We start from the raw sequence: 25,327 nt of genomic DNA on the forward strand, positions 1-25,327 counted from the left end.
CGACCCGGCAGGCTTGACGACCCGGCCCCGAGGGCGTAGTCAGAGGCGCTTGGCGAAGACCTGCGTGCCCTCGGGCGACGCGAGGGGCTCGAAGCCGACGCGCGGGTAGAACGCCACGGCTCCGGCGTTCTCGGCCGAGGCGACGAGGTGCAGGCCGCCGACACCGGCGGCGCGCAGGGCGTCCTCGAGGGTCTCGATGAGCCGACGGCCGAGTCCCTGCCCCTGGGTCTCGGGGAGCAGATCGATGTGGAGATGGGCCGGGTACTCGTCGCCGAACGGCTGAGAGCCGCCGCGGCGCGCGTGCGCGTACCGGACGATGCCATCCTGTCGCGAGACGCTCACCGGCTTCGGATCGCCCTCGGGCCGGGGCCACCGCATCGCGTGCCGCGGCCACCACTCGGTGGCGAACCAGTCCTCGAACGCCGCGGAGTCGGGCGCCCCCACGATGTACCCGACGACCCGGCCGTCGTCGGCCTCGACGACGAAGGCGAACTCGGGGTGGCGCGCGACGTACGGCAGGACGAAGATCTCGGCCCAGAGATCGTCGTCGTCGAGCAGCCCGGTCGCGTCGGCGCCGGCATCCGCCGTCCTGAGACAGATCTCGGCGAGCGCCGGCTCGTCACCGGCGCGGAAGGGGCGGATGCTGCTCACCGGCCGAGTCTAGAAGACGCCGCCGTCGCCGGCTGAGACGAACCGCACGTCGGCCGGGTCCAGGCGCAGTGTCACGGCGTCCCCGACGCCGAGGCCCGTCGCGCGCTCGGCGACGACGTCCACCGCCACATCGGGATCGGCCGTGCGCAGCCGGACGCCCGCGGGCGTCTGCTCGAGGCGCACGACGCGCGCCGTCCATTCCCAGGGACCCGCGGGAGGCGCGTCGACGATGCGCACGTCACCCGGCCGGAAGACCGCGGCCCGCGCCGCGCCGACCGGGACGGCGGGGCGCGGCAGCACGAGGCCGCCGGCGCGCCAGGTGGCGGCATCCGTCGTCCCCGTCACACGGTTCAGCCCCCCGACGGCCGCCGCGAACCGGGTCGCCGGATTCGCCAGCACGTCCCGCACGGGGCCGGACTGCGTCACCCGCCCGTCCTCGAGCACGACCAGTCCGCCGGCCAGCGCCACGGCGTCCACCGCATCGTGCGTGGCGACGACGGCGGTCGTGCCGGTCGCCGCCAGCTGCTGGTGCAGGAGAGCCCGCACGTCGCCGGCCGTCTCGGTGTCGAGCGACGTGAGGGGCTCGTCGAGGAGGAGCGCCTCGGGCGCGGTGGCGAGCGCCCGCGCCAGCGCGACGCGCTGCTGCTGTCCGCCCGACAGCCGCGAGGGGCGGCGGTCGCCGAGCCCCTCCAGTCCGACGCGCCGGAGCCAATCCGCGGCGCCGCGGGAGGCGGCATCCCTGCTCACCCCGTGCACGCGCAGACCGAACGCGATGTTCTCGCCGGCGCTCAGGTGCGGGAAGAGTCGCGGGTCCTGGCCGAGCAGCACCACGCCGCGGGCGGCGGGTGGCGTGCGGCGACCCGGCGCGACGTCGAGCGTGCGCTCCCCCAGGGCCACGTGCCCTTCGTCGAGCGGGGCGAGTCCCGCGAGCACCCCGAGGAGGGTGGACTTTCCGGCACCGCTGGGACCCATGAGCGCGACGACGCCGCCCGCGGGCACCTCCAGGGCGGCGTCGAGCGTGAACCCACCGCGCCGCACAACGACTCGCGCCTCGAGCCCCGCGGCCGTCGCCCGGGCCGCGGTCATCGCGGTGCCTCCGCGCGCCACGCGCGCACGAGCAGCAGCACGCCGACGGCCGTGACCAGCAGCAGCAGCGACAGCGCTACCGCGGTGCCCTGCGAGACGCCGGCCCCGTTGAACGCCGTGTAGATCGCCAGCGGCATGGTCTGCGTGACCCCCGGCGCGTTGCCCGCGAACAGCGCCGTCGCCCCGAACTCGCCGATCGCGCGCGCGAAGCACAGCACGACGCCGGCCACGAGGCCCGGCGCGGCCAGCGGCAGCGTCACCCGGGCGAGGATCCTCCAGCGCCCGGCGCCGAGGCCGGCCGCGGCCTCTTCGAACCCGGTGCCGGTGGCGCGCAGCGAGCCCTCCAGCGCGAGCACGAGGAACGGCAGGGCGACGAACGTCTGCGCGAGCACGACCGCGGTGGTGGTGAACGGGATGCGGATGCCCCACTCCGCCAGCAGCGCGCCGAGCCAGCTCGTCCGGCCGAAGAGGAACAGCATCGCCACACCACCCACCATCGGCGGCAGCACGAGAGGCACGGTGACGATCGCGCGCAGCACCGCCGCCGTGCGCACCGTGCTGCGCGCGATGAGCAGCGCGAGGGGCACGCCGAGCACGACGCACACCGCCGTCGCGACCGCTCCGGTCGCCAGCGACAGACCGAGGGCCGAGAGCGCCTCCGGCGAGGTGACGTCACTCCACAGCGTCGACCATTCGACGCGGAGCACGAGCGCGCCGAGCGGGAGGATCAGCAGCGCGAGTCCCACGGCGGCCGGAATGACGAGCACGCGTGGGACGAAGCCGGAACGTCGGCTGCGATCGCGTTCGCCGATCGCCCGCTCCCCGGTCACGGCGCCCCGAAGCCGTGGTCGGCGAGCACCGCCTGCGCATCGTCGCCGAGCACGAACGCGACGAAGGCGTCTGCCGCCGCCGCATTCGCCGCACCGGCCAGCGCCGCGACCGGGTAGCGGTTGACGACGTCATCGGCACCCTCGGGCTCGATCGCATCGACGGCCGCCGTGGTGGAGGCATCCGTCACGTACACCAGCCCGGCGTCCGCCTCGCCGGCGGCCACCTTCGTGAGCACCGCGGTGACGTTCTGCTCGTAGCTGTCGGCGCTGGCCTCGACACCCGCGCTCGACAGCAGGGTGGCCGAAGCCGCGCCGCACGGCACTTCGGCGGCGCACAGCACGACGGTCGCGGCCGGGTCGGCGAGATCGTCGAGGCCTCGGATGCCCGCGGGATTGCCGGCGGGGACGACGAGCGCGAGTGTGTTCGTCGCGAAGACGATCGGGGCGACGGCGAGACCCTCGTCGACGACCCGCGCCATGCTGCTCTCGTCCGCGGCTGCGAACACGTCCGCCGGCGCTCCCTCGATGAGCTGCGTCGCCAGCGTCGAAGAGCCCTCGTACGTGATGGGGCGGACGTCGACGGACGGATGCCGCTCCTCGAACATGGTCGACAGCTCGTCGAACGCCGCCGCGAGCGACGCGGCCGCGTACACGGTCAGCGCGCCCGAGAGCCCGGATCCCGAGCCGGCCGCGGACGGGCTCGCCGCTCCTGTGCCGTCCTCGGCGGGCGCGCAGCCGGGGAGGACGAGCGCGAGGGCGGTGACGACGGAGGCGCCGAGGACGATCGGGCGGTGCACGTCAGGCCCTGGGCGTCTCGACGATCACCGTGGTGGCCTTCACCACCGCGACGGCGAGCGAGCCGGGCTCGAGGGCGAGCTCGCGGACGGCCTCGGACGACATGAGCGACACGACCCGGTGCGGGCCGGACTGGATGTCGACCTGCGCCATCACCCCGTCGATCTGCACGCGGGTGACGAGGCCGACGAAGCGGTTGCGGGCGCTGGTGAGCACGTCGGCCGGGTCGCGCGGCGACGCCGCGAGCTCGACGGCGTGCGCCGCGAGCGCGTCGCCCGGGATGGCGGTGGGCGATGCGCCGGTCGTCGGCAGCGTGCCCGCGTCCACCCACCGCCGGACGGTGTCGTCGCTCACCCCGAGCAAACGGGCGGCTTCGGCGATCTTGTATGTGGCCACGCTGCCACGGTACCCGCATCTGCGGATAGATGTTCATACTTTCTCCGCATGCGCGGGCGATTCTCCTGGCGCGCCAGGGCTGGCGGAGGGCGCGACGTGGCGGTCACTGTTTGTCAACCGGGGTCCGCGAGCCCGCGGCCAGACGTAGGTTGCTGGCACGACGGAAGGAGTCAGCGATGGACCGGGACACCAGCGCATCGAAGCCGGAGGACGAGGGCACGCCGAAGCCGGGAGGCCTCGGACCGGACGGCACGATCCCCGACGACCCGGACGGTGTCGCCGCCGGTCACACGGGTGAGCCGTCGACGTTCGAGCCCGAGGAGGACGAGAGCGGTGCCTAGCCCCGACGCCGCAGACAGCTCCAGGGCGGCACGCAACGAGACCCACCACCGCGTCGTGGTCGTCGGCGGCGGCAACGGCGGGATCTCCGTCGCGGCGCGCCTGCGCCGGCGCGGCATCAAGGACGTCGCCGTCATCGAGCCGCGCGACGAGCATCACTACAAGCCGCTGTTCTCGCATGTCGCAGGCGGCACGGCTCCCGCGAGCATCACCGTGCGCCCGCAACGGGAGGTGATCCCGAAGGGCGTGGAGTGGATCCAGGATGCCGTGACCGCCGTGCAGCCGGAGGCGAACGCCGTCGTGCTGGCCGGCGGCGGGCGGATCAGCTACGACCACCTCATCGTCTGTCCCGGCATCCAGCTGGACTGGAACCGGATCCCCGGGCTCGCCGAGGCGATGCAGACGCCGGCCGCGGCATCCCACTACGAACTCGAGCTCGCGAAGAAGGCGTCCCGGCTCCTGCGAGACCTCACGGAGGGGACCGTCGTCTTCACGCAGCCCGACGGACCCGCATCGTGCGCGGGGGCGGCGCAGAAGCCGATGTACCAGGCCTGCGACTACTGGCGGGCGAAAGGGGTGCTCGACGCGATCCGAGTGGTCATGGTCGTGCCGACCGAGACGGCATACCTCGCGCCGTTCGACGAGGAGCTCCAGCGCAAGATCGACGAGTACGGCATCGAGCTGCGCACGCGCAGCGTCCTGCTGCGGGTGGACCCGGATGCGCACGAGGTGGTGCTCGGCGGCCAGGACGGCCCGGAGCACCTGCACTACGACGTGCTGAACGTCGAGCCGCCGCAGTCCGCCCCCGACTGGCTGAAGGCGTCGGAGCTCGCCGCGCCCCGCTCGTCCGGCGGGTTCGTCGAGGTCGACCCGCAGACGCTCCGGCATCCCCGGTTCCCGAACGTCTGGTCCCTGGGAGACGCCGCCGCCACGACGAACTCGAAGTGCGGCGGGGCGCTGCGCAAGCAGACGTGGGTGCTGGCGAAGAACCTGTCGAAGGCGCTGCGGGGCAAGGAGCCCACCGCTCGCTACGACGGCTACGCGGTGTGCCCGTTCACCGTCTCGCGGTCGACCGTCGTGTGGGCCGAGTTCGACGACAAGGGCAGGCAGAAGCCGACGATCCCCTTCTACAAGCACATGTATCGCGAGAGCCGGCTGTCGTGGATCTTCGACAGGCACGTGCTGCCCTGGGTCTACTGGAACCTCATCCTCACCGGCCGCGTGTGAGGAGGCAGGACCGGCCGTCGGGCCCTCGCCTGTCCGGGCTTCGCAGCGCCGCCGCCGCGGGCGCGGCGTAGCCTGTCGGCATGGCCTTTCCCCCACTCGTCGAGCCGGTCGCCGAGCTCACCGCCGCGGAGAGCACGCGCACCGCGCGCCACCGCGTCCTGGCGGGATTCGGCGACGTCGCACAGCGCCGCCTCGCCGCCGCCCACGTCGCCGTGGTCGGTGCGGGCGGTCTCGGCTCCCCCGCCGTGCTGGCCCTCGCGGCCGCCGGCGTCGGCACCCTCACCATCATCGACGACGACCTGGTGGAGGCATCCAATCTGCAGCGCCAGGTCATGCACCGCACGCGCGACGTCGGGGCGCCGAAGGTCGACTCGGCCGTGCGCATCGCCGCCGACTTGTCGCCGACCACCGTCGTGCGCGCGGTGCGAGCCGTGCTCACCCCCGCGAACGCCGTCGAACTCCTGGCCGGCGCGCACGTCGTCGTCGACGGCACCGACACCTTCGAGACGCGCGAGACCGTCGCGGCCGCCTGCGAGCAGCTCGGCGTGCCGCTCGTGTGGGGCGTCGTGCAGGAGTTCCACGCCCAGGTGACGGTGTTCTGGTCGTCGCCGCCGGCCGGAGCGGCCCCCGTGCGCCTCGCGGACCTGTACCCGCCGGATCCCGCGCGCGACGCCCCCACCTGTGCGCAGGTCGGCGTGCTCGGTGCGCTGTGCCTGCAGGTCGGCTCGCTCCTGTCCATCGAGGCGATCAAGCTCATCACCGGCGTCGGCGAGCCCCTCCTCGGGCGCGTGCTCGTCATCGACGCCCTCCGCGGCCGCACCTCCGAGGTCCCGCTGCGCCCCGCCGCCACGACCGCCGGCGGAGGGCGCGCGACGCCCGCCGAGCGCGGTGCGGCCGCCGAACGCGGCGCGCCCGCCGCACGACCGGGTGCGGAGCCGACCCCCCGCACGCCGATCCCGCAGCTGACGCCCACCGAGGCGCTCGCCGCGCAGCAGGCGGGCGCGGTGCTGCTCGACGTGCGGGAGCCCTTCGAGACCGAGCGCGGCGTCATCCCGGGATCCACGCTCCGCCCGCTCGCCGAGGTGCTCGCCGACCCCGGCAGGATGGGCGCCGCGCCCGTGGTCGTGGTGTGCCAGGTGGGCATGCGCGCGCAGCGCGCGGCGGCGGCCCTCCGCGGCGCGGGGATCGAGGCATCCGTGCTCGCCGGCGGCATCGAGGCGTGGACGCGCGAGACCGCCGACGCGGCGGTGGACGCGTGAGCGGGCTGCGCAGCGTCGAGGAGCACCTCGCCGACGTGCTGGCGGCCGCCGAGCCGCTCGAGGCCGAGCGGCTGCCGCTCGCCGCGGCGCACGGCCGCACGCTGCGCGCGCCGGTGCACGCCGCGGTCGACATCCCCGTGTTCGATAACTCCGCCATGGACGGGTTCGCTGTACGCTTCGCGGACGTCGCGGATGCCGCGCCCGCCGCACCCGCCGCCCTCCGGGTCGTCGCGGACCTGCCCGCCGGCTCCGATGCCGACCCGCGCGTGGCTGCGGGCGAGGCGGCCCGCATCATGACGGGATCGGCGCTGCCGACCGACGCCGACGCCATCGTCCCGTTCGAGGACACCGCGGGCGGCCTCGCCGATTCCCTCGGGTCGATCTCGGTCCTCGCCGCCCCCCGTGCGGTGGGCGCCCACATCCGCCGCGCCGGCGAGGACGCGCGCGCCGGCGACGAGGTGCTCCCCGGCGGCGCGCTCCTGGGCCCCCTGCAGCTCGCGGCCGCCGCGGCGGCCGGTGTCGCCGACGTGGTGGTCGCGCGGCGCCCGCGTGTCGCCGTCATCTCCACGGGCAGCGAGCTCGTGGAACCGGGCTCGCCGCTGCGCCGCGGCCAGATCCCGGAGTCCAACAGCTTCCTGCTCGCCGCCCTCGCCGCGGAGGCAGGAGCGGACGTGGTGCGCCGCGCGAGCGTCTCCGACGAGGGCGGCGGACTCGAGACGCTGCTCGCGGAGGTGACCGACGCGCGATCGTCCGACCGCGCCGACGTGGTGATCTTCTCGGGCGGCGTGAGCGCCGGAGCGTACGAGGTCGTCAAGACCACGCTCAGCGGCCGCATGAGCTTCTCGAGGGTGGCGATGCAGCCCGGCAAGCCGCAGGGATTCGGCCGCCTGGAGTCGGGAACGCTGCTGTTCGGGCTTCCGGGCAACCCGGTCAGTGCCGCGGTGTCGTTCGAGGTGTTCGTCCGGCCGGCGCTGCTGCGCCTGCAGGGCAGGGACCTGCTCGATCGGCCCGTGATCACGCTCCGCGCCGCGGCCGGCTGGCGCACCCCGCCCGCGCGGCGGCAGTACCTGCCGGTGACGATCGACCGGTCGGTCCCTGGCGGATGGCTCGCCGTGCCCGCCACGAGCGGCGGGTCGCACCTCGCCGGCGGACTCGGCCGCGCCGAGGCCTACGCCGTGGTGCCGGCGGAGACGGATGCCGTCGCGACGGGCGATCCCGTCGATGTCATGCTGATCTCATGAGCACGCACGAGCAGCCGACGTTCACGCACCTCGACGACGCCGGGAACGCCCGCATGGTCGACGTGACCCTCAAGCAGCCGACGGTGCGTTCGGCGACCGCCCGCGGGTTCGTGCGCTGTGCGCCCGAGGTCGTCGCGGCGCTGCGGGACGGGTCGGTGCCGAAGGGCGACGTGCTCGCCGTCGCCCGCATCTCCGGCATCCAGGCCGCCAAGCGCACCCCCGAGCTGCTGCCACTCGCCCATGTCATCGGCGTGCACGGCGCAGCGGTCGACCTCGCGATCGAGGACGACGGCGTCGCCATCGAGGCGACGGTCCGCACCGCCGACCGCACCGGGGTCGAGATGGAGGCCCTCACCGCCGTCTCGGTGGCCGCCCTCGCGGTGGTCGACATGGTGAAGGGCATCGACAAGGGCACGTCGATCGAGAACGTGCGGATCATCGCCAAGACCGGGGGCAAGAGCGGCGACTGGCGCCGCCCGGCCGGGGAATGATGGCCGCGCCGACCGATCCTCGCCGACTCGGCGCGATCCTCCTGGCCGGCGGCCGGTCCACGCGCGTCGGCGGCGCGACGAAGCCGCTGTTCGAGGTCGGCGGCCGCACGCTGCTGTCGACAGCCGTGTCGGCGGCGACGGATGCCGGGGCCCGGCCGATCGCCGTCGTGGCACCGGTCCTCGACGAGACGCTGCCCGTGACCTGGGTGCGCGAGGACCCGCCGTTCGGCGGCCCCGCCGCGGCGGTCGTCACCGCGCTCGGGACGTGGCCCGCCGCGACGGACCCGGAGTGGACGCTCCTCCTCGCGTGCGACCTCCCCTGGGCAGAGCAGGCGGTGCGCCGCCTCGTGGACGACCTGCCGCTCCTGCCGCCCGACACCGACGGCCTCTGCCTCGGCGACGGGTCGAGCCGGCCCCAGTGGCTCACCGGCGCCTACCGCACGAGGGCGCTGCGGGCCGCGGCATCCGCTCTCCCGGACGCCGGACGCGACCAGCCGGTGCGCGCGCTCGTCGCCGAACTCGCGATCGCCGTCGTGGCGGCGCCGGACGACCTGACCCGCGACGTCGACACGTGGCAGGATCTGGAGGAGGCACGCGCGCGAGCCGATCGCGCGGCGCACGACCGGATCTCGGAGGAGCCGTCATGAGCGAGCAGTCCCGCACCCTTCCGCCCGAAGCCCTCGACGACTGGGCAGCGGCGCTGCGCGATCGGTTCGGCCTCGGCGAGGCCGACGTGCCGGTCGCCGCGGTGCTCGACCTCGCGCGCGATGTGGCCAACGGCGTCGCCCGGCCGGCCGCTCCCCTCGGCGCCTTCGTCGCGGGCCTCGTCGCCGGACGCGCGGGGACCGACCCGGAGGAGGTGCGCGCGGCGCTGGCCGCGGTCACCGCGATGGCGAACAGCTGGGAGCAGTAGTGGCCGTCGTCCGCTATTTCGCCGCCGCACAGGAGGCCACGGGCCTGGACAGCGAGCGCCGCACCGAGACGACGCTCGGCGATCTGCGGCGCGCGGTGGCGGAGGAGCACCAGGGCCTCGGCGGCATCCTCCCCCGCTGCGCCGTGCTGGTGGGCGGCTCCCGCGTGGGCGACGACACGCCCCTCGGCGCCGATGACCTCGTCGACGTGCTCCCGCCCTTCGCCGGCGGCTGAGCCGTCGCGCCGCGGCGGGATCAGCCGCCGAGGCCGAGCCAGGTGGCGGTGCCGTCCGATTCGACCTGCTTCTTCCAGACGGGGAGGTCGGTCTTGATCGTCTCGATCAGCGTGCGGCACACCTCGAACGCCGTGGCCCGGTGGGCGGAGGCGACCGCGATCACCACGGCGGCGTCGCCGACCTGGAGCGTCCCCACGCGGTGGGACACCGCCACCAGCGCCTCGGTCGACCCGACGGCGGCCGTCGCCAGGCGCCTGAGCCCGGCCTCGGCATCGGGGTGCGCCGAGTACTCGAGCGCGACGACCGTGGTTGCGGCATCCGGATCGTGATCGCGGACTCGACCGACGAACGTGGTGACCGCCCCCATCCGCGGGTCGTCGATCGCACGCAGGTGGGCGTCGACGTCGAGCGGCTCGGCGCTGATCGCCGCGATCCGCACCGCATCGGTCGAGACGGCCATCAGTGATCTCCGCCGGTGAGCTGGTCCAGCACGTGACGGGCCACCGACACGACGACGGGCATGCCGGATGCCACGGCCGCCGGCGACCCCGGAAGGTTCACAACGAGCGCGCCGTGCGGGTCGACCGCACCGGCGATGCCGCGTGTCAGGATGGCGGCCGGCTTCTCGGCCGCGCCGCGCCGTCGCAGCTCCTCGGCGATGCCGGGGAGCTCGCGCGTCACCACGCGCGCCGTGCCCTCGGGCGTCTGGTCGCGCGGCGACACCCCGGTGCCGCCCGTCGTGATGACGAGCTTCACGCCGGCCATGATCTCGGCGGTCAGGGCCCGCTCGACGTTGTCGGCGCCGTCGGGCACGATCACCGCGTCATCGCAGTCGAAGCCGGCCTCCCGCAGCGCCGCGACCGCGATCGGGCCGCTCTCGTCGGGTCGGGTGCCTGCGGCCGAGCGGTCGGAGAAGCAGATGACGGCGGCTCGGGTCATGCCCCCAGCCTAGGCATGCACCGCGCCCTCACGCGCGGGACTCGAGGCGCACGACCACGGACTTCGACGTCGGGGTGCCGGAGACGTCGGCGACCGAGTCGAGCGGCACCAGGACGTTGGTCTCGGGGTAGTAGGCGGCCGCGTTCCCCCGGGGCGTGCGGTACGCGACGATGCGGAACTCCTCGGCGCGACGCTCCTCGATGCTCCCGTCGGGCCGCGTCCACTCCGAGACGAGGTCGACGACGTCGTCCTCGGCGAACCCGAGCGACACGATGTCCTTCTCGTTCACCAGCACGACGCGGCGGCCGCCGTGGATGCCGCGGTACCGGTCGTCCTTGCCGTAGATCGTCGTGTTGTACTGATCGTGGGAGCGCAGCGTCTGCAGCAGCAGGCGTCCGCGCGGGATCACCGGGTACACGAGGGGGTTGACCGTGAACCGGGCCCTGCCGTCGACGGTGGCGAACCGGCGCGCGTCGCGCGGGCCGTTGGGAAGGTGGAGCGTGCGCCCCTTGTCGATGCGCTCCTCGTAGTCCTCGAACCCCGGGATGACGCGTTCGATGTGGGCCCGGATCAACGCGTAGTCGGCCTCGAGCGCGGCCCAGTCCGCCTGCGGGACGTTGTGCGGCCCGCCGCTGGTCCCGGCTGCCGGGACGGTGCCGTCGCTCTCCTCCGCCGGGGTGCGCTCGGGATAGCCGCGCTCGTGGCGGGTGGCGCCCGTGTGCGCGGACGCGGGCGCGAGAGTGGCCGGCGCCTCCTCGGTCGCGCCGGGCTCAGGACCGAACACCAGCGCGCTCAGGCGCGAGACGATCGCCACCTCGCTGAGCAGGTCCTCGGCGGGGGGCGCCAGCCGGCCGCGCGAGGCGTGCACGGCGCCCATGGAATCCTCCACCGTGACGCGCTGCTCGCGACCGCCGCGGCGGTCCCGGTCGGTGCGCCCGAGGGTGGGGAGGATGAGCGCCCTCCGCCCCGTCACGACGTGGGAGCGGTTGAGCTTGGTCGACACCTGCACGGTGAGTCCCACCCGCGCCATCCCCGCCTCGACGACGGCGGTGTCGGGCGTGGCCGACACGAAGTTGCCGCCCATGCCCATGAAGAAGCGGACGCGTCCGTCGCGCATCGCCCGGATCGCCTCCACCGTGTCGAACCCGTGCTCACGCGGAGCGGCGAAGCCGAACTCCTGGTCGAGCGCGTCGAGGAAGGCGGCGGACGGCTTCTCGTAGATGCCGACCGTGCGGTCGCCCTGCACGTTGGAGTGCCCCCGCACGGGGCACACGCCGGCGCCGGTGCGTCCGATGTTGCCCTGCAGCAGCAGCATGTTCACCACGTCGCGGAGCATCGGCACGGAGTGCTTGTGCTGGGTGAGTCCCATCGCCCAGCAGACGATGGTGGCCTTGGAGGCGCGCACCGCCTCGCCCACGCGGCGCAGCGCCTTCTCGGGCAACCCGGTGGCGGCGACGAGCTCTCGCCACGGGGCATCCGCCACCGCCTGACGGTAGGCCTCGAAACCGCTCGTGTGCGCCGCGATGAATGCGTGGTCGAGCACACCGCCGTCGGCCGCCTCCGCCTCGAGCAGGTGCTTGCCGATCGCCTGGAACAGCGCCTGGTCGCCGCCGAGCCGGATCTGCACGAACTCGTCGGCGAGTTTCGTGCCGCCGAAAGCGACGCCGCGCACCGTCTGCGGATTCTCGAAGCGCATCAGGCCCGCCTCGGGGAGGGGGTTCACCGCGATGATCGTCGCCCCGCGCTGCTTGGCCTTCTCGAGCGCCGACAGCATGCGCGGATGGTTTGTGCCGGGGTTCTGCCCCGCGACGATGAGCAGGTCGGCGTCGTGGATGTCGTCGATCGACACCGTGCCCTTGCCGATCCCGATGGTCTCGGTGAGCGCCGAGCCGCTGGACTCGTGGCACATGTTCGAGCAGTCCGGCAGGTTGTTGGTCCCGATGCCGCGCACCAGCAGCTGGTAGAGGAACGCGGCCTCGTTCGACGTGCGGCCCGAGGTGTAGAACACCGCCTCGTCGGGGTCCTCGAGCGATCGCAGCTCGTCGGCGATCAGCCGCAGCGCGTCGTCCCACGAGATCGGGCGGTAGTGGGTCGCGCCCTCCTCCCGCACCATCGGGTGCGTCAGCCGCCCCTGCTGACCGAGCCACCAGTCGTCGTGCCCGCGCAGCTCGTCGAGGGAGTGCTCCGCGAAGAACTCCGGCCCGACCCGCCGCAGCGTCGCCTCCTCGGCGACCGCCTTCGCGCCGTTCTCGCAGAACTCCGCGACATGGCGTCTGTCCTCCTCCGGCCAGGCGCACCCGGGGCAGTCGAAGCCGTCCTTCTGGTTGACGCGCAGCAGCGTCTGGACCGAGCGGGTTACGCCCATCTGCTCGGTCGCCATCTCGAGGGCGTGCAGCACCGCCGGCACGCCCACGGCGACCTTCTTCGGTCGTGTGACGTGCACGCGGGACTCGTCGATATCCGCTCTCGGGGGCTTCGTCGCCATGTCTCCAGGCTATGCCTCCCCGGGCCGCCCCGGCGCGTCCTCCTCCGCTGAACGGGAAGGAGAGCGGATGCCGGGCCAAGCCGCGGCGGCGCGCGGCCGGCCGCGGCGCCCCGGGCACGCTGCGGCGCGGGGCTCAGCTCCACCAGAGGCGCGCGACGCCGCGAAGGTCCGCGAGCGGTACGCTGCCGTGCCCCGGCTCCGACACCGACAGGCGCGAATCGGCGGAGGCGGCGCGGTTGTCGCCCATGACCCACACGGCGTCCTCCGGCACGGCGACACGGAAGGGGATGTCGCCGCCGGGGCGGGATGCCGGGGCGTGAGGCTCGTCGACCGGCTTCCCGTTGACGACGAGCCTCCCGGTGCCGGCCTCGCAGCAGACGACCACGTCGCCCTCGACACCGACGACCCGCTTCACCAGGAGCGCATCCGGCGTACCCGACCAGCCTTCGCGATCGACGAGCAGCACGACGTCGCCGCGCGCGGGTGCGCTCCAGCGGTCGAACACCACGGTGTCGCCGCCGCGCAGCGCCGGGCTCATGGAGTCGTTCTGCACGGTCGCGACCCCGAGCCCCGCGGCCAGGACGGCGGCGACCGCGACAGGCCCGGCGGCGGCGAACGCCCACGCCAGCGGGCGCCGGCCCCGCCGGGCGGCGGGCGACTCCGCCGAGGGGACGGTCGCTGCGCGCGCGCCGGTCAGGGTCATGGCGGGCCTTCGACCAGCGACGTCATGGCGGCGACCTCGCGTTCCTGCTCGATGAGCACGTGCTTGCCCGAGGTGCGCGCGAACGCATTCGTGCCGTCGCGCACGACACGCTCCGCCATCACGAGGGCGCCCTCGTGATGGACGATCATGAGCTCGAGGAACATCCGGTCGGCCGCGGCGCCCTCGGCGGCGTCGAGGGCGGCGAGCTGCTCGACGGTGGCCATGCCCTTCATCTCCGTGTGACCGTGATCGTCGCAGCCGGACGGGATGCCTCCCCCCGGCGCGACGGCCGCCGCGTGCGCCCCGTGGCCCGTGTGCTCCGGATCCGTCGGGAGGGCCCGTCGCCAGGCATCCTGCCATGCCCGCATCGTCTGGATCTCGCCGCTCTGATCGGCGACGATGAACTCGGCGAGCGCCCGGGTGCGATCCCTCACGCCGTCGGCGTCGAGCACGAGCCGGCTCAGCTCGAGCGCCTGCTCGTGATGCGGGATCATGCCCTCGATGTAGCAGTGGTCCACCACCGTCGGGTAGGCGGCGGTCGCGGCATCCGTCATCCCCGAGGAGGCGACGGCCTGGGGCGCGGACGTCGCGGGAACCGTCATGCCGAGAGCGACGGCGGCGCCGCCGACGAGCGCGGTGGAGACGGCGAGAACCACCCCGGTGGCCGCGATGCGATGGGGCATCGGATTCCTTTCGGGTCGGACGTCGGGTGCGTCGAGCGGGGCGGCGCGCTGCGCGCACCGCCCCGCGGCGGGGTTCAGGCCTGCGCCCTCAGCCCCTGCTGGCGACGCATGTGCCACGCGGTGCCCGCGAGGCCCGCACCGGCGACCAGGAGCACCAGGCCCGACATGGCCCAGCGGTTCGCGTCGGTGCCGGTCGTCGCGAGCGCTCCGAAGACCGCCGAGGGCGAGGCGGATGCCACTGTGAAGGTGCCCTGCGCCACCGCCGAGGACGTCTGACCCGTCAGCACGAGCGTGTGCTCGCCGGCCGGGGTGTCGGACGGGACGACGAACTGCACGGTCACCTCTCCCTCGCTGTCGGCGACGAACGTGCCGACGTCGACCGGGTCGGAGTGCATCACGGCGCTGACGGTCTCGCCGGGGGTGAACCCGCCGGCCGACGCGGTCTGCGCCGCGCCCGGGGCGACCTCGGGCTGGCCGAAGGTGACGGGTGCCGCCGCCGGGGCCGCCGCGTCACCGCCGCCGCTGCCGCCGCCGTTCCCGTTGCCGTTCCCGTTGCCGTTCCCGTTGCCGTTGCCGTTCCCGCCGTTGCCGTTCCCGCCGTTGCCGTTGCCGTTGCCGTTGCCTGCGTCGGTCGGAGTCGGCGTCGGGGTCGGGGTGGGCTCCGTCGTGGGGGCCGGCGTCGGCGACGCCGTCGGGGTCGGGGTGATGTTCGGGTTCGGGACGCCCCGCATGTCGCCGTTGACCCACTTGCGGCCCTCGGGGATGTTGGGGTTCTGTGCGGCGAAGTCCCGCGGGTAGAGGGTGAAGCCCTGCCAGTGGATCGGCATCGGGCTCTGGTCCTCGTCGCGGTTGATGTGGTGGAAGCCCACGTTCACCCACGCCACCGGGTCCTCGAGCGTCTCGCCGTCGGCGATGTAGTCGGTGACCATCTGCCCCGCCTTCGACGGGATCAGGTTGTAGCTGGCGTGGATCTCGTCGGACTTGGCGGCCGTGAAGGCGATGTCGAAGTCCGTCTCGGGGTTCAGGTTGTACGCCTGGTCGCGCGGCACGATGATCTCGTACGAGCGGGCGTGTCCGTCGGCGTTGAGGCTCTCGGGGTTCACGACCCGGTACGCCTCGCGGTTGGCCCCCATCGTCTTGGTCTCGTTCGTGACCTGCGTGACCTGCGTCTCGAGGATCGCGGTGTGGCCGGTGTCGCCGGTCGTGCCGTGCTCGCCGGTCGGCGTCGTCGCGAACTTCTCGACCACCTGGCCGGCGCCGGAGTCGATGCCGAAGTCCACGCGCCAGAACGCCGAGTGGTAGTGGTTGACCGCGAAGTCCTCCTGGCCCGGCGCGATCGGCCAGCCCTGGTTGACGACGTCGACGTAGTCGTTCGGCGACAGGTCGCCGGTCGCGCCGAGGCGCACCGAGATCTCGCCGTCGTCGTGGAAGCGGTACTCGGTCTGGTACTCGTACCACCCGATGCGCGACACCGTGTGCAGCACGAGGTCGGTGCCCTGCGCGGCGTACAGCGCATCCCGCGCGATGTTCGAGCGGTACGCGAGGCCGGAGTCCTCCTCGCCGATGCAGATCGCGGGGATCTCGCCGCGGGTGGCGTCGACCCACGAGGTGCGCACCTCGCCGACCGGGCAGTCGACGGCTTCGATGGCCTGCAGGCGACGGCCGCCGACCTGATAGGTGGTGACGTCGTTGTACTCGGTCGCGCCGGTGTCATAGGGCACGTTCAGCTGTGCGAGCGCGATCGAGTCGAGCACGAGGATCGGCGCCGCATCGTCTCGCGGCTGGTAGGCCACCTTGTCGAGCACGAGGCCCCGGTAGGTGTCCAGGCGCCAGCACATCTGCCAGCTCGATCCGGCCTCGAGCGTCTCCGAGACGAGGGAGTCGCCGGAGCAGGATGCCTCGGTGACGGTCTGCGCCGAGGCGGCCGCGGGCGCCGACAGCACCAGTCCGCCCGCGAGCAGGGTCATCGCGGTGCCCGCGCCGAGCAGCCGGCGAAGGGTGGGTCGTTTCATCGGGAGTGTCTCCATGGTCATGAGATGGACAGGACGGCACGCGTCGAGAGGTTGACGACGAACGTGCTGGTGGTGAGGAAGGCCCCGCCGTCGACCTGGGCGAGCACCTGCACGCACCGGTCGACGCCGCACGATTCGGCGCCGAAGGATCCGGCATCCGTCACGAAGGAGTGGGCGGTGAGGAGGACCTCGGCGGATGCCGGGGTGAGCGCGGAGCCGCCTGTGAGCGCCGCGAACTCGTCGACGACGGGCTGAGCCGCCTCCGAGTCGAGCAGCAGCTCCCACGCGAGCGCCGTCTCGGCGTCGGTCGGCGCCGGCTGGGTGCCCGACGCGCGATCGACCGACTCGACGGCACCGGTGGTCGCGTTGACGATCATGCTCACCGTCTCGTTCGTGCCGTAGTCGTAGTAGAGCGAGAGCAGACGCCGCTGCCCGTCGGCGTACGCCTGCGGGTCGGCGACGTCGGTGGACAGGAACTGCAGTCCGGCGTCGCCGAAGACGTCCTCGCCGGCGGCGAACGCCGCGTCCTGGGCGCCGAGGAAGCGGACGTACTCCACCTCGGCTCCCGTGAGAGCGTCGTAGGCGGCGGCGATCGCCGGGGGCTTGGCGACCTCCGCCGCCTTCTCGGGCGCGTCCTCATCGGTGCTGTCGGCGGCGATGGGGGTGGCCGGCGGGGTCTCGGGGGACGACGTCGCCTGCACGGCGGTCTGCGTGGCGAAGACGAGGGCGACGGCGGCTGCCGCGGCGGCGACCGCGGAGCCGATGCCGAGCGCCCGCGGCGTCAGCACACCGCCTCGGCGAGCGCGCTGCCGCTCCGGGGGTGGCGAGTCCCCGTCAGGAGAGAGCTGTGTATCGGTCACAGGAGTCCTTTCGATGGCGAAGACGCGGCTGCACCCGCGTCGGGCCGATTCTTCGCCGGCGCCGTTTCCCGGCGGTGTGGAGCGGCGAACGCCGATCGAAATCATGCTGAGACGACGGGGCGGCCGGGCGCCGCGGATGTCTCAGGCGGTGTCACAGCGCCGAAACACACTCCGCGCTTTCCGGCAACGCACGGGCGGTAGCCTCGCGCGCAGCCGCGTCGCGGCGGGCCGGTGCGGAGGAGGACGCGTGAGCAGTGCACTCGCGGACGCGATCGAGCAGGCTCGGCCGCGGCGGGATCTGGGCGGCAGTTCGCCGTTCGCGGGGCTGCGCCGGCGGCACGCGCACACGGTCGACGTCGTCGCGCAGTCGGTCGCCGCGACCGCACCCGCCGGCGTCCTGCTCGTGCACCCGGGCGCCCTCTTCGCGCGGAGCGGGTCGTTCGGGTTCTTCGACATCGCCCTCACCATCACCCTGGTCGTCGGCGTCGGCCTCGTCATCGGCATCTTCGCCCGGCGCATCGCGAGCACCGGCGCGCTCTACACCTTCGCCGCGCGCGGTCTGGGACCCCATATCGGCCTCGTGACCGGGGCGGCCCTCGGCATCGGCTATCTGGCGGTCGCGATGAACACGCTCGCTTCGGGTTCGCAGCGACTCGCCGATCTCCTCAGCGGCGGTCCCGCCTCGCCGCTGCTGGTGATCGCGCTCATCATCGGATTCGGCGCGGTCATCGCCCTCGTCGTCGCGCGCGGCCTGCGCATGTCCACGCGCGTCCTCCTCGTGCTGGAATCCGTCGCGGTGCTGACGGTGCTGGGCCTCTCGGTGGCGGCGCTGGGCGTGAGCCGCTGGGACGTCGGCCTGCTGGTCCCGCGCGCGGCCGACTTCTCGATGGAGGCGATCATCACCGGCGTCGCCTTCTCGCTCATCGGCTTCGTCGGATTCGAGAGCGGCGCCGCGCTGGGTCCCGAGACGCGGCGTCCGTTCGCCGCCGTCCCGCGCGCGGTGATGTGGAGCGTCGGTGCGACCGGCCTGGTCATGCTCGTCGGCACGGCTGCCCAGCTGTCCATCGTCGCCGAGCAGCCGGGTGCGGCATCCCTCGCCGCCGTGACCGGGTTCGCGCACCTCATCGATGTCATCGTCGCGGTCTCGTTCCTCGCCTGCGCGCTCGCGATGACCACCGCCGCGACCCGCCTCGCGTTCGCCATGAGCCGCGAGGGGCTGCTCCCCGCCGCGCTCGGGCACGTGTCCCGGCGCGGGGTGCCCGCGATCGGCGGGCTGATCCTCGCGGCGACGGTCACCGCCGTCCCGGTGGCGGTGCTCGCCGCGGGCGGCAGCCGTCAGGACATGCGCGTCGTCACCTCGCCGGCCTCGATCCTCGGTTTCGTGCTGGCGTACGCCCTGGTGTGCGCGGCCGCGCCCGTCTTCCTCGGGCGGATCGGGGAGCTCACCGCCCGGGCGGTGGTCGTGAGCACGGTGCCGCTCGCAGGTCTGCTGTGCGTGCTCGCGTTCTACGTCGGCGTGACGATGCGCGAGAACCCCGCGGGCCTCCTGTGGGCGGCGGGCATCCTCGCCGCCGTCGTGGGCGCCGGCACCGTGCGCCTGCTGCGCAACCCCGCGGTGGCGGCCCGCATCGGCGTGCACGACTGGCCGGTCGACGCAGACACGATCGACGGGTCGGCGCGGAGGTGAGCGGGGCGGGTCTCCCGCGCGACATGCCGTTGCCGGAGAGGGGCCTGGGACTCGCGCTCGAGATCCTCGAGCAGGTCGCGCGCGACCATCACGGCGCCTCGGCCGCCGAGATCGCCCGCGCGGTCGGCGCGCCGCGGGCCACCGTGTACCGCGTCGTCAACGCGCTGGTGCGCGACGAGTACCTGGTGCGCCGTGCCGACTTCTCCGGCTTCGTCCTCGGCACCCGCGTGCTCGAGCTCGCGGCTGTCGTCGGAGCCCGCTCCCGACCCGACCACGCGGACGTGGTGGACCGGCTGCGCGCCGAGACCGGCGAGGCGGTGCACCTGTTCGCCTTCCACCGGACCGGCCTGGTGGTGCTCGACGAGGACGGCACACGCCCCCTCTCCGACCGCGACGCCCTGCTCGGCGATCCGCTGCGCTCGGCGATCGGGCACCTGTGGCTCGTCGCCCACCCCGACCGCCGCATGCCGCAGGCCCCGAGCTGGGGCAGCGGCGCACCGACCGAGGACGTCCGAGCGATCCGTGAGGCCTACGCCGTGCGCGGGTACACCGAGCAGGGCGCGCTCCTCGCACCCGACCGCGGGTGCCTCGCGGTGCCCATCCACGACCACGCCGCCCGCCCCGTCGGCGCCGTGACCCTGTCGACGGCGATCGGGCGGCTCTCCGTCGCGGCGCGCCACGTCGGAGCATTGCGCGACGCGGCGCGCGCCCTCGCTCCGCTGGGCTCCCTCAGCGGCTGGTGACCCGCGGCGGGAGAGGGCGACGAATGCCCCGCCCCGCCGCCCGCGCTCAGGGCGCCGCGTCGAGGATCCCGCGCAGCGTCTCCTGGTCGGCGCGCGCCTGCCTCAGCACCACGTCGGCCGACTCCGCGACGGCCGGGTGCGGGTCGCCGTCGAGGATGAGCCCGATGAGTGCCACCATGCCGGCGTTCTGATCGCGCAGGATCTCGGCGAACCGGCGTTCGGCGTCGGGATGCTGCGCGTCGACGAATCCCTGCACCGTGCTCCACGTCGGCATGCCGGGCATCTGCGCGTGGTCGGCGCCGTGACCACCGCAGGGGCCGTCCTTCGGCGGCTCGACCGGGCGTGCGTCCGCCCACGAGAGGTACCACTCGCGAAGCCGGTCGAGCTCGTCGGCGTCGCGCGCCGCGATGCCACCGGCGAACCCCAGGGCACCGGCGTCGATCCCGTCCTTGCGCAGCAGCGTCGCGGCCAGCTCGGACTCCTCGACGCGGTAGTAGATCATCGCCTCGACGTAGCAGTAGTCGTCGGGGGTGACCTCGTGCGCGCCGGCCGACGGTGTCCGGCTGGGCGAGGGCGCGGCATCCGTCTTCCTCGCCGAAGGCGCCCCTGCCGCCACGGCCAGCGCGACGCCCGCGGCCGCCGTCGCCAGGGCGAGCGTCAGCGCGACGACGACGACTGCTCTGCGGCGCACGCGAGACCTCCGGAACGGCGAGGATCCGGTTCGGGTCGGATGCCTCAGCGCCTGCCGGTGCCGAAGATCCCGCGGATCACCCCACCCAGTATCGTCTGCGTGGACTTGGAGTCGAGGATCTGCTCCAGCGGGGACTTCGACGACGAGCGCGACGCGCGCGTGGTGCGCGTGGTGCGCGTGGTGCCGGCGGTCTTCTTGAGCAGGCGCTCGTACTCCTGCCGCGCCTTCTTCTCGGCCGCCGCCTGCTGCTTGTCGATCGCCGCCTTCTGCTTCGCGTACTCGGCGTCCGCCTTGGCCTTCGCGAGGGCCGCCTCCTCCGCGGCGGCGGCTTCGTCGGCCGCCCGCATCTTGGCGGTGAGGATCTCGCGCGCGGACTCGCGGTCGATCGCCGTGCCGTACTTCGCCAGGAGCGGCGACGCCTTCACCGCCGCCTCGATCGCGGGGTCGGGGGTCGGCGACATGAGTCCCTGCGGTGCGCGCAGCCGCGTCCAGGCGACCGGTGTGGGTGCTCCCTTCTCGCTCATCACCGTGACGATCGCCTCGCCGGTGCCGAGCTCCTGCAGCACGCGCTCGAGGTCGTAACCCGACGTCGGGTACGTGCCGACGGTCGCGCGCAGGGCCTTGGCGTCGTCGGGGGTGAAGGCACGCAGCGCGTGCTGCACGCGCGAGCCGAGCTGGGCGAGCACGTCGGACGGCACATCCTTGGGCGTCTGCGTCACGAAGAAGACGCCGACGCCCTTCGAGCGGATGAGGCGCACGGTCTGCACGATCGCCGCGAGGAAGTCCTTCGAGGCGTCCGTGAAGAGCAGGTGCGCCTCGTCGAAGAAGAAGACCAGCTCGGGCTTGTCGGGATCCCCCACCTCGGGCAGAATCTCGAACAGCTCGGCCAGCAGGTACATCAGGAAGGTCGAGAACAGCTCGGGCTTGTCGATCACGCCCGGGACCTCGAGCAGGCTGATGACGCCCCGCCCGTCGGGCGCCGTGCGGATGAAGTCGGCCACCTCGAACTCGGGTTCGCCGAAGAAGACGTCGGCTCCGGCATCCGCGAACGTGATCAGCTCGCGCAGGATCACACCGGCCGTCGCCGCCGACAATCCACCCAGCTCCTTGAGCTCGGCCTTGCCCTCGTCGCTCGTGAGGTGCGTGAGCACGGCCCGGAGGTCGGCCAGGTCGACCAGCGCCAGGCCGTTCGCGTCGGCGTAGTGGAACACCAGGCCCAGGCTCGATTCCTGCGTGGCGTTGAGCCCCAGCACCTTGCTGAGCAGCAGGGGCCCGAAGCCGGACACCGTCGCCCGCACGGGCACGCCCTTGCCGATGCCGCCCAGGGCGAAGTACTCGGTGACGGATGCCTCGGGCTTCCAGTCCTGCGCGATCCCCCGGGTGCGCGCCAGCAGCTTCTCGCTCGGCTCACCGGGCGTCGCCACCCCCGACAGGTCGCCCTTGATGTCCGCGGCGAAGACGGGGACCCCCTTGGCGGCGAGCTGCTCGGCGAGCCCCTGCAGGGTGCGCGTCTTGCCGGTTCCGGTGGCGCCGGCGATCAGGCCGTGCCGGTTCATCATCCCCAGCGGGATGCGGACCTGGGCGTCCGGCACCGGCTCGCCGTTGACCAGCGCGCCGAGGTCGAGCGTGGCGCCCTCGAATCCGTATCCTTCGGCGATGTCGCGGACCTCGTCCGCGTCGAGCGGGCCGGCGGGCGTGTGCGGCAGGTCCGTACCGGCGGCGGGCGCCGGGGTCTGCGGCTCCGGGACCAGGGGCGGCGGGGCTGCGGAAGGTGCGGGTGTCGCGTCGACCGTCGGGGCCGACGGCGCGGCGGGCTCTCCCGCGACGCGGGCCTTCGCGGCGGCCGCTTCGGCGGCGGCGAGCGCGGCCTTGGCCTGCGCGGCCTTGAGGTTCGCCTCGGCCGCCTCCGCTTCCGCCCGCAGGCGAGCCAAGTCGGCCTCCGCGGCGGCGACGGCCGGGTCGGTCGAGGGTGCGGTCGCGGGCGGGTCTGGCGCGTCGGCGGCGGTCATCCGCTCAGCCTATCGACGCGCGTTTCGCCCGGACATCGAGTTTCTCCCGCTCCTTCGCCATCGGGACCGCGAACGCGGCCGCCACGAGGAGGGCGGCGCCCGCGCCGATCAGGGCTCCGCCGACGGTGTCACTCAGCCAGTGCGCGTGCAGATACGTGCGGCTGAACGCCATCAGGATGATCCACACCCCGCCGACGATCGCCACCCACACCCGCGGGAAGATGACGTAGGCGGCGACGGCGATCGTTGCGGCGTTGGCGACATGCCCGGACGGGTACGAGCCGTAGTCGGCGACCACGACGATGTCCTCGGGACGGACGCGTCCGAACAGGTGCTTGAGCACCTGGACGCCGCCGGCCGACACCGCCTCCGCCGCGAGGAAGTACACGGCCGCCCACGGCCGCCGCAGCAGGACGAGCACGAGGGCGCCGCCGATGGGCACCGCGAGGACGGCGACCCACCCGCCGCCGACCCAGTCCATGAAGTACGAGAAGGCGCTGAACACCGGGTTGAACATGGCGGCCACCAAGGCGTTCCACCCGAGGTCGATCGCGAACGGCTCGTCGCCCCTGCTGAAGACCCACCATCCGAGCAGGCACGCGAGCAGCGCGAGGCCTCCGCCCACGATCAGGAAGGCGACCACCGGTACCGCGACCCGCCGCTCCGCCGATGTCGTCATCGCCCCATTCTGCCGCGCGGCACGACCGCGGTCACCCTCTCGCCGTGATCGCCACGCGGATGCTATGGTTCGGACTCGATCCGCGCCGCGGCGGGACGGAGGTGGCATGACCCGCGTCGTCGACGTCGTACGGGCGGTCGTCGCGCCGCTCACCCGCACGCGCCTGTTCAGGCGCATCATCGGCCCGACGCTGCTCCCGCCGATCGAACGGGCGATCGCCCGCGCGACGCACGGCCGCGTGCAGCTGAGCGCGCTGCTCGTCCCCTCGCTCGTGCTCCACACGGTCGGCGCCATGTCGGGTGAGCCGCGGGACGTGCCCCTCATGTACACCCCCGACGGGCGCGGGCGGGCGATCGTGGCCGGAACCAACTTCGCGGGGGCGCGGCATCCTGCGTGGACCGGGAACCTGCTCGCGCACCCTGACGCCGCGATCACCGTGCGCGGACGGCGCATGGCGGTCCGCGCCGCACTCATCCCCGCCGGCGAACGCGAGGCCGCCTGGTCCCTCATCCAGCGCCAGTGGCCGGGCTACCGCGACTACGAGCGCGAGTCCGGGCGCACGGTGCGGCTGTTCGTCCTGCAGCCGGTGCGACCGCCCGCGCCCTGAACCGGTCGGCTCAGGGCGCGAGCCGCTCCACCGTGCGCGGGCGCACGATCAGCCACAGCGCGAGCACACCCACGACGGAGCATCCGACCATGACGGACGCCATGGTGGTCGCGGTGATGCCGGCATCCGCCGCGAGCCACCCCACGAGCGGCGAGATGATCCCGGCCACGCCGAAGTTCGTGGCGCCGATGATCGACTGGGCCGTGCCCGCCGCCTTGCCGTGCCGGTCGAGCGCCAGCACCTGCACGCAGGGGAAGGTGAATCCGCAGCCGGTCATGAACACGAACAGCGGGATGATCGTGCCCCAGATGCCGAGGCCGAGCTGGTCGGTGATGATGATGGCGGATGCCGAGACCGCGAGCACGGCGGTCGACCACGCCATGACCCACTGCGGGCCGAAGCGCGCGGCCAGGCGCGACGCCGTCTGGACGCCGACCACGACGCCGAGCGAGTTGGCGGCGAAGAGCAGGCCGTACTGCTGGGCGTTGAAGCCGTACTCCTGCTGGAACAGGAACGATGAGCTCGACAGGTACGAGAAGAGGCCGGAGAAGGTCATTCCGCCGATGATGAGCACGCCGATGAACACGCGGTCGCTGAAGACGCTGCGATACCGCTGCCACACGGTCGTCGCGCCCCTCTCGTGCCGGCGCGCCGGCGGAAGCGTCTCGGGGAGGAAGATCATCGCCGAGACCAGCATCACGGCCCCGTAGACGGCCAGCACGACGAAGATGCCGCGCCAGGGCATGACGGCCAGGAGCGCGGAACCGACCAGCGGCGCGAGCACCGGCGCGACACCCGAGACGAGCGCCAGCCGGGAGAGCATGACGACCAGACGCCGGCCGCCGAAAAGGTCGCGCACGATCGCTGCCGCGACCACGCCGCCGGCGGCCGCCCCCGCTCCCTGCAGCACGCGTGCCACGGACAGCAGCTCGAGCGTGGGCGCGAAGGCGGCGGCGGTGCTGGCCAGCACATGGAGGGCGGTGACCGCGAGGAGCGGCACGCGACGGCCCACCTTGTCGCTGAGCGGGCCGACGATGAGCTGACCCAGAGCGAAGCCGATCATGGTGCCGGTGAGGGTCAGCTGGATGGCTGCCGCGGTGGTGTCGAAGTCCGCCTCGAGCACCGGGAACGCCGGCAGGTACAGGTCGATCGTGAACGGACCCAGCGCCGTCAGCGCGCCGAGCAGGACGATGTAGAGCACCCGGCGGCGGTGCGGGATCGAGTCGCCCGGGTGCAGCACGATGGGCGCGGTCGCCGGATTGCTGCCGAGGGTGCGGATGGCGCCCGTCGACGTCGCGTGGGGCTTCGGGGGGAGGGCGGCGCGGCCCTGGTCTTCGGGCCGGGGCTCGGCGGGGACGCGGTCTTCGCGCCGCTGGACGGGGATGGATGCGGTATCGAGCAACAGGGACTTCGTTTCGTGGCAAGGCCGTCAGGAGCGAGGCGGGGAAAGCGATCGCACGGGCCGTGCGCCGGGAGGGCGTGCGGGTGCGGAGGGAGCGGGCGCGAGTCGTCCGACGCTGCCGATCGGCGTCGCTGCTCGTGCGGGAGACCGTCAAGGTCGAATCGATTCGAGCACCATGTTACCGGATGGTCCCGCCCCGCTCGCAAGCGCTCTCCCGGAGGGCGCCGGGACAGGTCCCGGCTGTCGGGCCCTTCTCAGGGCAGGGCTCATTCGCTCGCATAGGATGAGGGCAACCCGTCAGCCTCCCGCCGAACGGCGTGGGCCGGGCGCCCCGACCGCTGTTCATCGATTGGCAGAGATCACGA

27 protein-coding genes are annotated in these 25,327 nt (G+C 73.6%); 11 read left to right on the forward strand and 16 right to left on the reverse strand.

Annotation, left to right across the window (positions count from 1 at the left end; genetic code table 11):
* Positions 1–39 precede the first annotated feature (39 nt).
* Genes ACFRAL_RS15500 through ACFRAL_RS15520 form a run of 5 tightly spaced genes read right to left on the reverse strand, consistent with a single transcriptional unit; the run spans position 40 to position 3,758 of the window.
* On the reverse strand, positions 40–651 hold the full coding sequence (locus ACFRAL_RS15500) for a GNAT family N-acetyltransferase (protein WP_378884556.1): 612 nt from the start codon (positions 649–651) through the stop codon (positions 40–42).
* Between the two features lie 9 nt (positions 652–660).
* Positions 661–1,737, reverse strand: coding sequence for an ABC transporter ATP-binding protein (locus tag ACFRAL_RS15505; RefSeq protein ID WP_378884558.1), 1,077 nt, complete (start codon positions 1,735–1,737; stop codon positions 661–663).
* Positions 1,734–2,504 carry an ABC transporter permease gene (locus ACFRAL_RS15510; RefSeq protein ID WP_378884561.1) on the reverse strand — a complete coding sequence of 257 codons (771 nt, stop codon included), beginning with the start codon at positions 2,502–2,504 and terminating at the stop codon, positions 1,734–1,736. Before ACFRAL_RS15510 ends, ACFRAL_RS15505 begins: the two co-directional genes overlap by 4 nt.
* A 59-nt stretch (positions 2,505–2,563) precedes the next feature.
* Complete coding sequence (gene modA, locus ACFRAL_RS15515; protein ID WP_378884564.1) at positions 2,564–3,364, reverse strand: molybdate ABC transporter substrate-binding protein; 801 nt, start codon at positions 3,362–3,364, stop codon at positions 2,564–2,566.
* 1 nt (position 3,365) lies between these two features.
* Complete coding sequence (locus tag ACFRAL_RS15520; RefSeq protein WP_336394903.1) at positions 3,366–3,758, reverse strand: TOBE domain-containing protein; 393 nt, start codon at positions 3,756–3,758, stop codon at positions 3,366–3,368.
* 176 nt (positions 3,759–3,934) lie between these two features.
* Between ACFRAL_RS15520 and ACFRAL_RS15525 the strand changes: the two genes are divergently transcribed.
* The 8 genes from ACFRAL_RS15525 (at position 3,935) to ACFRAL_RS15560 (ending at position 9,461) form a co-directional block, all read left to right on the forward strand.
* A complete protein-coding gene (locus ACFRAL_RS15525) occupies positions 3,935–4,099 on the forward strand; it encodes a hypothetical protein (RefSeq protein ID WP_336394902.1) in 165 nt (54 codons plus the stop codon).
* Complete coding sequence (locus ACFRAL_RS15530) at positions 4,092–5,324, forward strand: NAD(P)/FAD-dependent oxidoreductase (RefSeq protein WP_378884567.1); 1,233 nt, start codon at positions 4,092–4,094, stop codon at positions 5,322–5,324. The genes ACFRAL_RS15525 and ACFRAL_RS15530 overlap by 8 nt, the downstream gene beginning before the upstream one ends.
* An 80-nt stretch (positions 5,325–5,404) precedes the next feature.
* Positions 5,405–6,583 carry a ThiF family adenylyltransferase gene (locus ACFRAL_RS15535; RefSeq protein WP_378884570.1) on the forward strand — a complete coding sequence of 393 codons (1,179 nt, stop codon included), beginning with the start codon at positions 5,405–5,407 and terminating at the stop codon, positions 6,581–6,583.
* Positions 6,580–7,824 carry a gephyrin-like molybdotransferase Glp gene (gene glp, locus ACFRAL_RS15540; RefSeq protein ID WP_378884573.1) on the forward strand — a complete coding sequence of 415 codons (1,245 nt, stop codon included), beginning with the start codon at positions 6,580–6,582 and terminating at the stop codon, positions 7,822–7,824. Before ACFRAL_RS15535 ends, glp begins: the two co-directional genes overlap by 4 nt.
* Positions 7,821–8,315: a cyclic pyranopterin monophosphate synthase MoaC gene (gene moaC / locus ACFRAL_RS15545; RefSeq protein ID WP_336394898.1), complete on the forward strand. Its 495-nt coding sequence runs from the start codon at positions 7,821–7,823 to the stop codon at positions 8,313–8,315. Before glp ends, moaC begins: the two co-directional genes overlap by 4 nt.
* Entirely contained in the window at positions 8,315–8,962 is a 648-nt protein-coding gene (locus tag ACFRAL_RS15550; protein WP_336394897.1) for a nucleotidyltransferase family protein, read from the forward strand. The genes moaC and ACFRAL_RS15550 overlap by 1 nt, the downstream gene beginning before the upstream one ends.
* Positions 8,959–9,228 carry a DUF6457 domain-containing protein gene (locus ACFRAL_RS15555; RefSeq protein ID WP_336394896.1) on the forward strand — a complete coding sequence of 90 codons (270 nt, stop codon included), beginning with the start codon at positions 8,959–8,961 and terminating at the stop codon, positions 9,226–9,228. The genes ACFRAL_RS15550 and ACFRAL_RS15555 overlap by 4 nt, the downstream gene beginning before the upstream one ends.
* Positions 9,228–9,461, forward strand: a complete 234-nt coding sequence (locus ACFRAL_RS15560; protein ID WP_378884579.1) for a MoaD/ThiS family protein — start codon at positions 9,228–9,230, stop codon at positions 9,459–9,461. Before ACFRAL_RS15555 ends, ACFRAL_RS15560 begins: the two co-directional genes overlap by 1 nt.
* 20 nt (positions 9,462–9,481) lie before the next feature.
* On the opposite strand, the gene ACFRAL_RS15565 is transcribed toward ACFRAL_RS15560, so the two are convergent.
* The 7 genes from ACFRAL_RS15565 to ACFRAL_RS15595 all read right to left on the reverse strand — a co-directional run bounded on the left by ACFRAL_RS15565 (position 9,482) and on the right by ACFRAL_RS15595 (position 17,144).
* Complete coding sequence (locus ACFRAL_RS15565) at positions 9,482–9,922, reverse strand: molybdenum cofactor biosynthesis protein MoaE (protein WP_378884582.1); 441 nt, start codon at positions 9,920–9,922, stop codon at positions 9,482–9,484.
* Positions 9,922–10,401, reverse strand: coding sequence for a MogA/MoaB family molybdenum cofactor biosynthesis protein (locus ACFRAL_RS15570; RefSeq protein WP_336394893.1), 480 nt, complete (start codon positions 10,399–10,401; stop codon positions 9,922–9,924). The genes ACFRAL_RS15565 and ACFRAL_RS15570 overlap by 1 nt, the downstream gene beginning before the upstream one ends.
* Positions 10,402–10,429: 28 nt before the next feature.
* On the reverse strand, positions 10,430–12,886 hold the full coding sequence (locus tag ACFRAL_RS15575; protein ID WP_378884586.1) for an FdhF/YdeP family oxidoreductase: 2,457 nt from the start codon (positions 12,884–12,886) through the stop codon (positions 10,430–10,432).
* Between the two features lie 133 nt (positions 12,887–13,019).
* Complete coding sequence (gene lepB, locus ACFRAL_RS15580; protein WP_378884589.1) at positions 13,020–13,589, reverse strand: signal peptidase I; 570 nt, start codon at positions 13,587–13,589, stop codon at positions 13,020–13,022.
* Positions 13,586–14,272, reverse strand: coding sequence for a DUF305 domain-containing protein (locus tag ACFRAL_RS15585; protein ID WP_378884592.1), 687 nt, complete (start codon positions 14,270–14,272; stop codon positions 13,586–13,588). Before ACFRAL_RS15585 ends, lepB begins: the two co-directional genes overlap by 4 nt.
* Positions 14,273–14,346: 74 nt before the next feature.
* A complete protein-coding gene (locus ACFRAL_RS15590) occupies positions 14,347–16,284 on the reverse strand; it encodes a hypothetical protein (protein WP_378884594.1) in 1,938 nt (645 codons plus the stop codon).
* Between the two features lie 17 nt (positions 16,285–16,301).
* Positions 16,302–17,144, reverse strand: coding sequence for a hypothetical protein (locus tag ACFRAL_RS15595; protein WP_378884597.1), 843 nt, complete (start codon positions 17,142–17,144; stop codon positions 16,302–16,304).
* Between the two features lie 247 nt (positions 17,145–17,391).
* Between ACFRAL_RS15595 and ACFRAL_RS15600 the strand changes: the two genes are divergently transcribed.
* The gene (locus ACFRAL_RS15600) at positions 17,392–18,831 is read left to right on the forward strand and encodes an APC family permease (protein WP_378884600.1); all 1,440 of its coding nucleotides are present in this window, start codon (positions 17,392–17,394) and stop codon (positions 18,829–18,831) included.
* 23 nt (positions 18,832–18,854) lie between these two features.
* A complete protein-coding gene (locus ACFRAL_RS15605; RefSeq protein WP_378884603.1) occupies positions 18,855–19,574 on the forward strand; it encodes an IclR family transcriptional regulator in 720 nt (239 codons plus the stop codon).
* 46 nt (positions 19,575–19,620) lie between these two features.
* On the opposite strand, the gene ACFRAL_RS15610 is transcribed toward ACFRAL_RS15605, so the two are convergent.
* Genes ACFRAL_RS15610 through ACFRAL_RS15620 form a run of 3 tightly spaced genes read right to left on the reverse strand, consistent with a single transcriptional unit; the run spans position 19,621 to position 22,953 of the window.
* On the reverse strand, positions 19,621–20,265 hold the full coding sequence (locus ACFRAL_RS15610) for a DUF305 domain-containing protein (RefSeq protein ID WP_378884606.1): 645 nt from the start codon (positions 20,263–20,265) through the stop codon (positions 19,621–19,623).
* Positions 20,266–20,309: 44 nt separating this feature from the next.
* On the reverse strand, positions 20,310–22,274 hold the full coding sequence (locus tag ACFRAL_RS15615) for a helicase HerA-like domain-containing protein (protein ID WP_378884609.1): 1,965 nt from the start codon (positions 22,272–22,274) through the stop codon (positions 20,310–20,312).
* A 4-nt stretch (positions 22,275–22,278) separates the two neighbouring features.
* Positions 22,279–22,953 carry a phosphatase PAP2 family protein gene (locus ACFRAL_RS15620; RefSeq protein WP_378884612.1) on the reverse strand — a complete coding sequence of 225 codons (675 nt, stop codon included), beginning with the start codon at positions 22,951–22,953 and terminating at the stop codon, positions 22,279–22,281.
* Positions 22,954–23,059: 106 nt separating this feature from the next.
* Between ACFRAL_RS15620 and ACFRAL_RS15625 the strand changes: the two genes are divergently transcribed.
* Positions 23,060–23,560 carry a nitroreductase family deazaflavin-dependent oxidoreductase gene (locus ACFRAL_RS15625; RefSeq protein ID WP_336394882.1) on the forward strand — a complete coding sequence of 167 codons (501 nt, stop codon included), beginning with the start codon at positions 23,060–23,062 and terminating at the stop codon, positions 23,558–23,560.
* A gap of 10 nt (positions 23,561–23,570) precedes the next feature.
* On the opposite strand, the gene ACFRAL_RS15630 is transcribed toward ACFRAL_RS15625, so the two are convergent.
* Positions 23,571–24,962, reverse strand: coding sequence for a multidrug effflux MFS transporter (locus tag ACFRAL_RS15630; protein WP_378884616.1), 1,392 nt, complete (start codon positions 24,960–24,962; stop codon positions 23,571–23,573).
* Positions 24,963–25,327 lie beyond the last annotated feature (365 nt).

It is taken from the genome of Microbacterium sp. NPDC056736 (assembly GCF_042790415.1).
Lineage (GTDB): Bacteria > Actinomycetota > Actinomycetes > Actinomycetales > Microbacteriaceae > Microbacterium.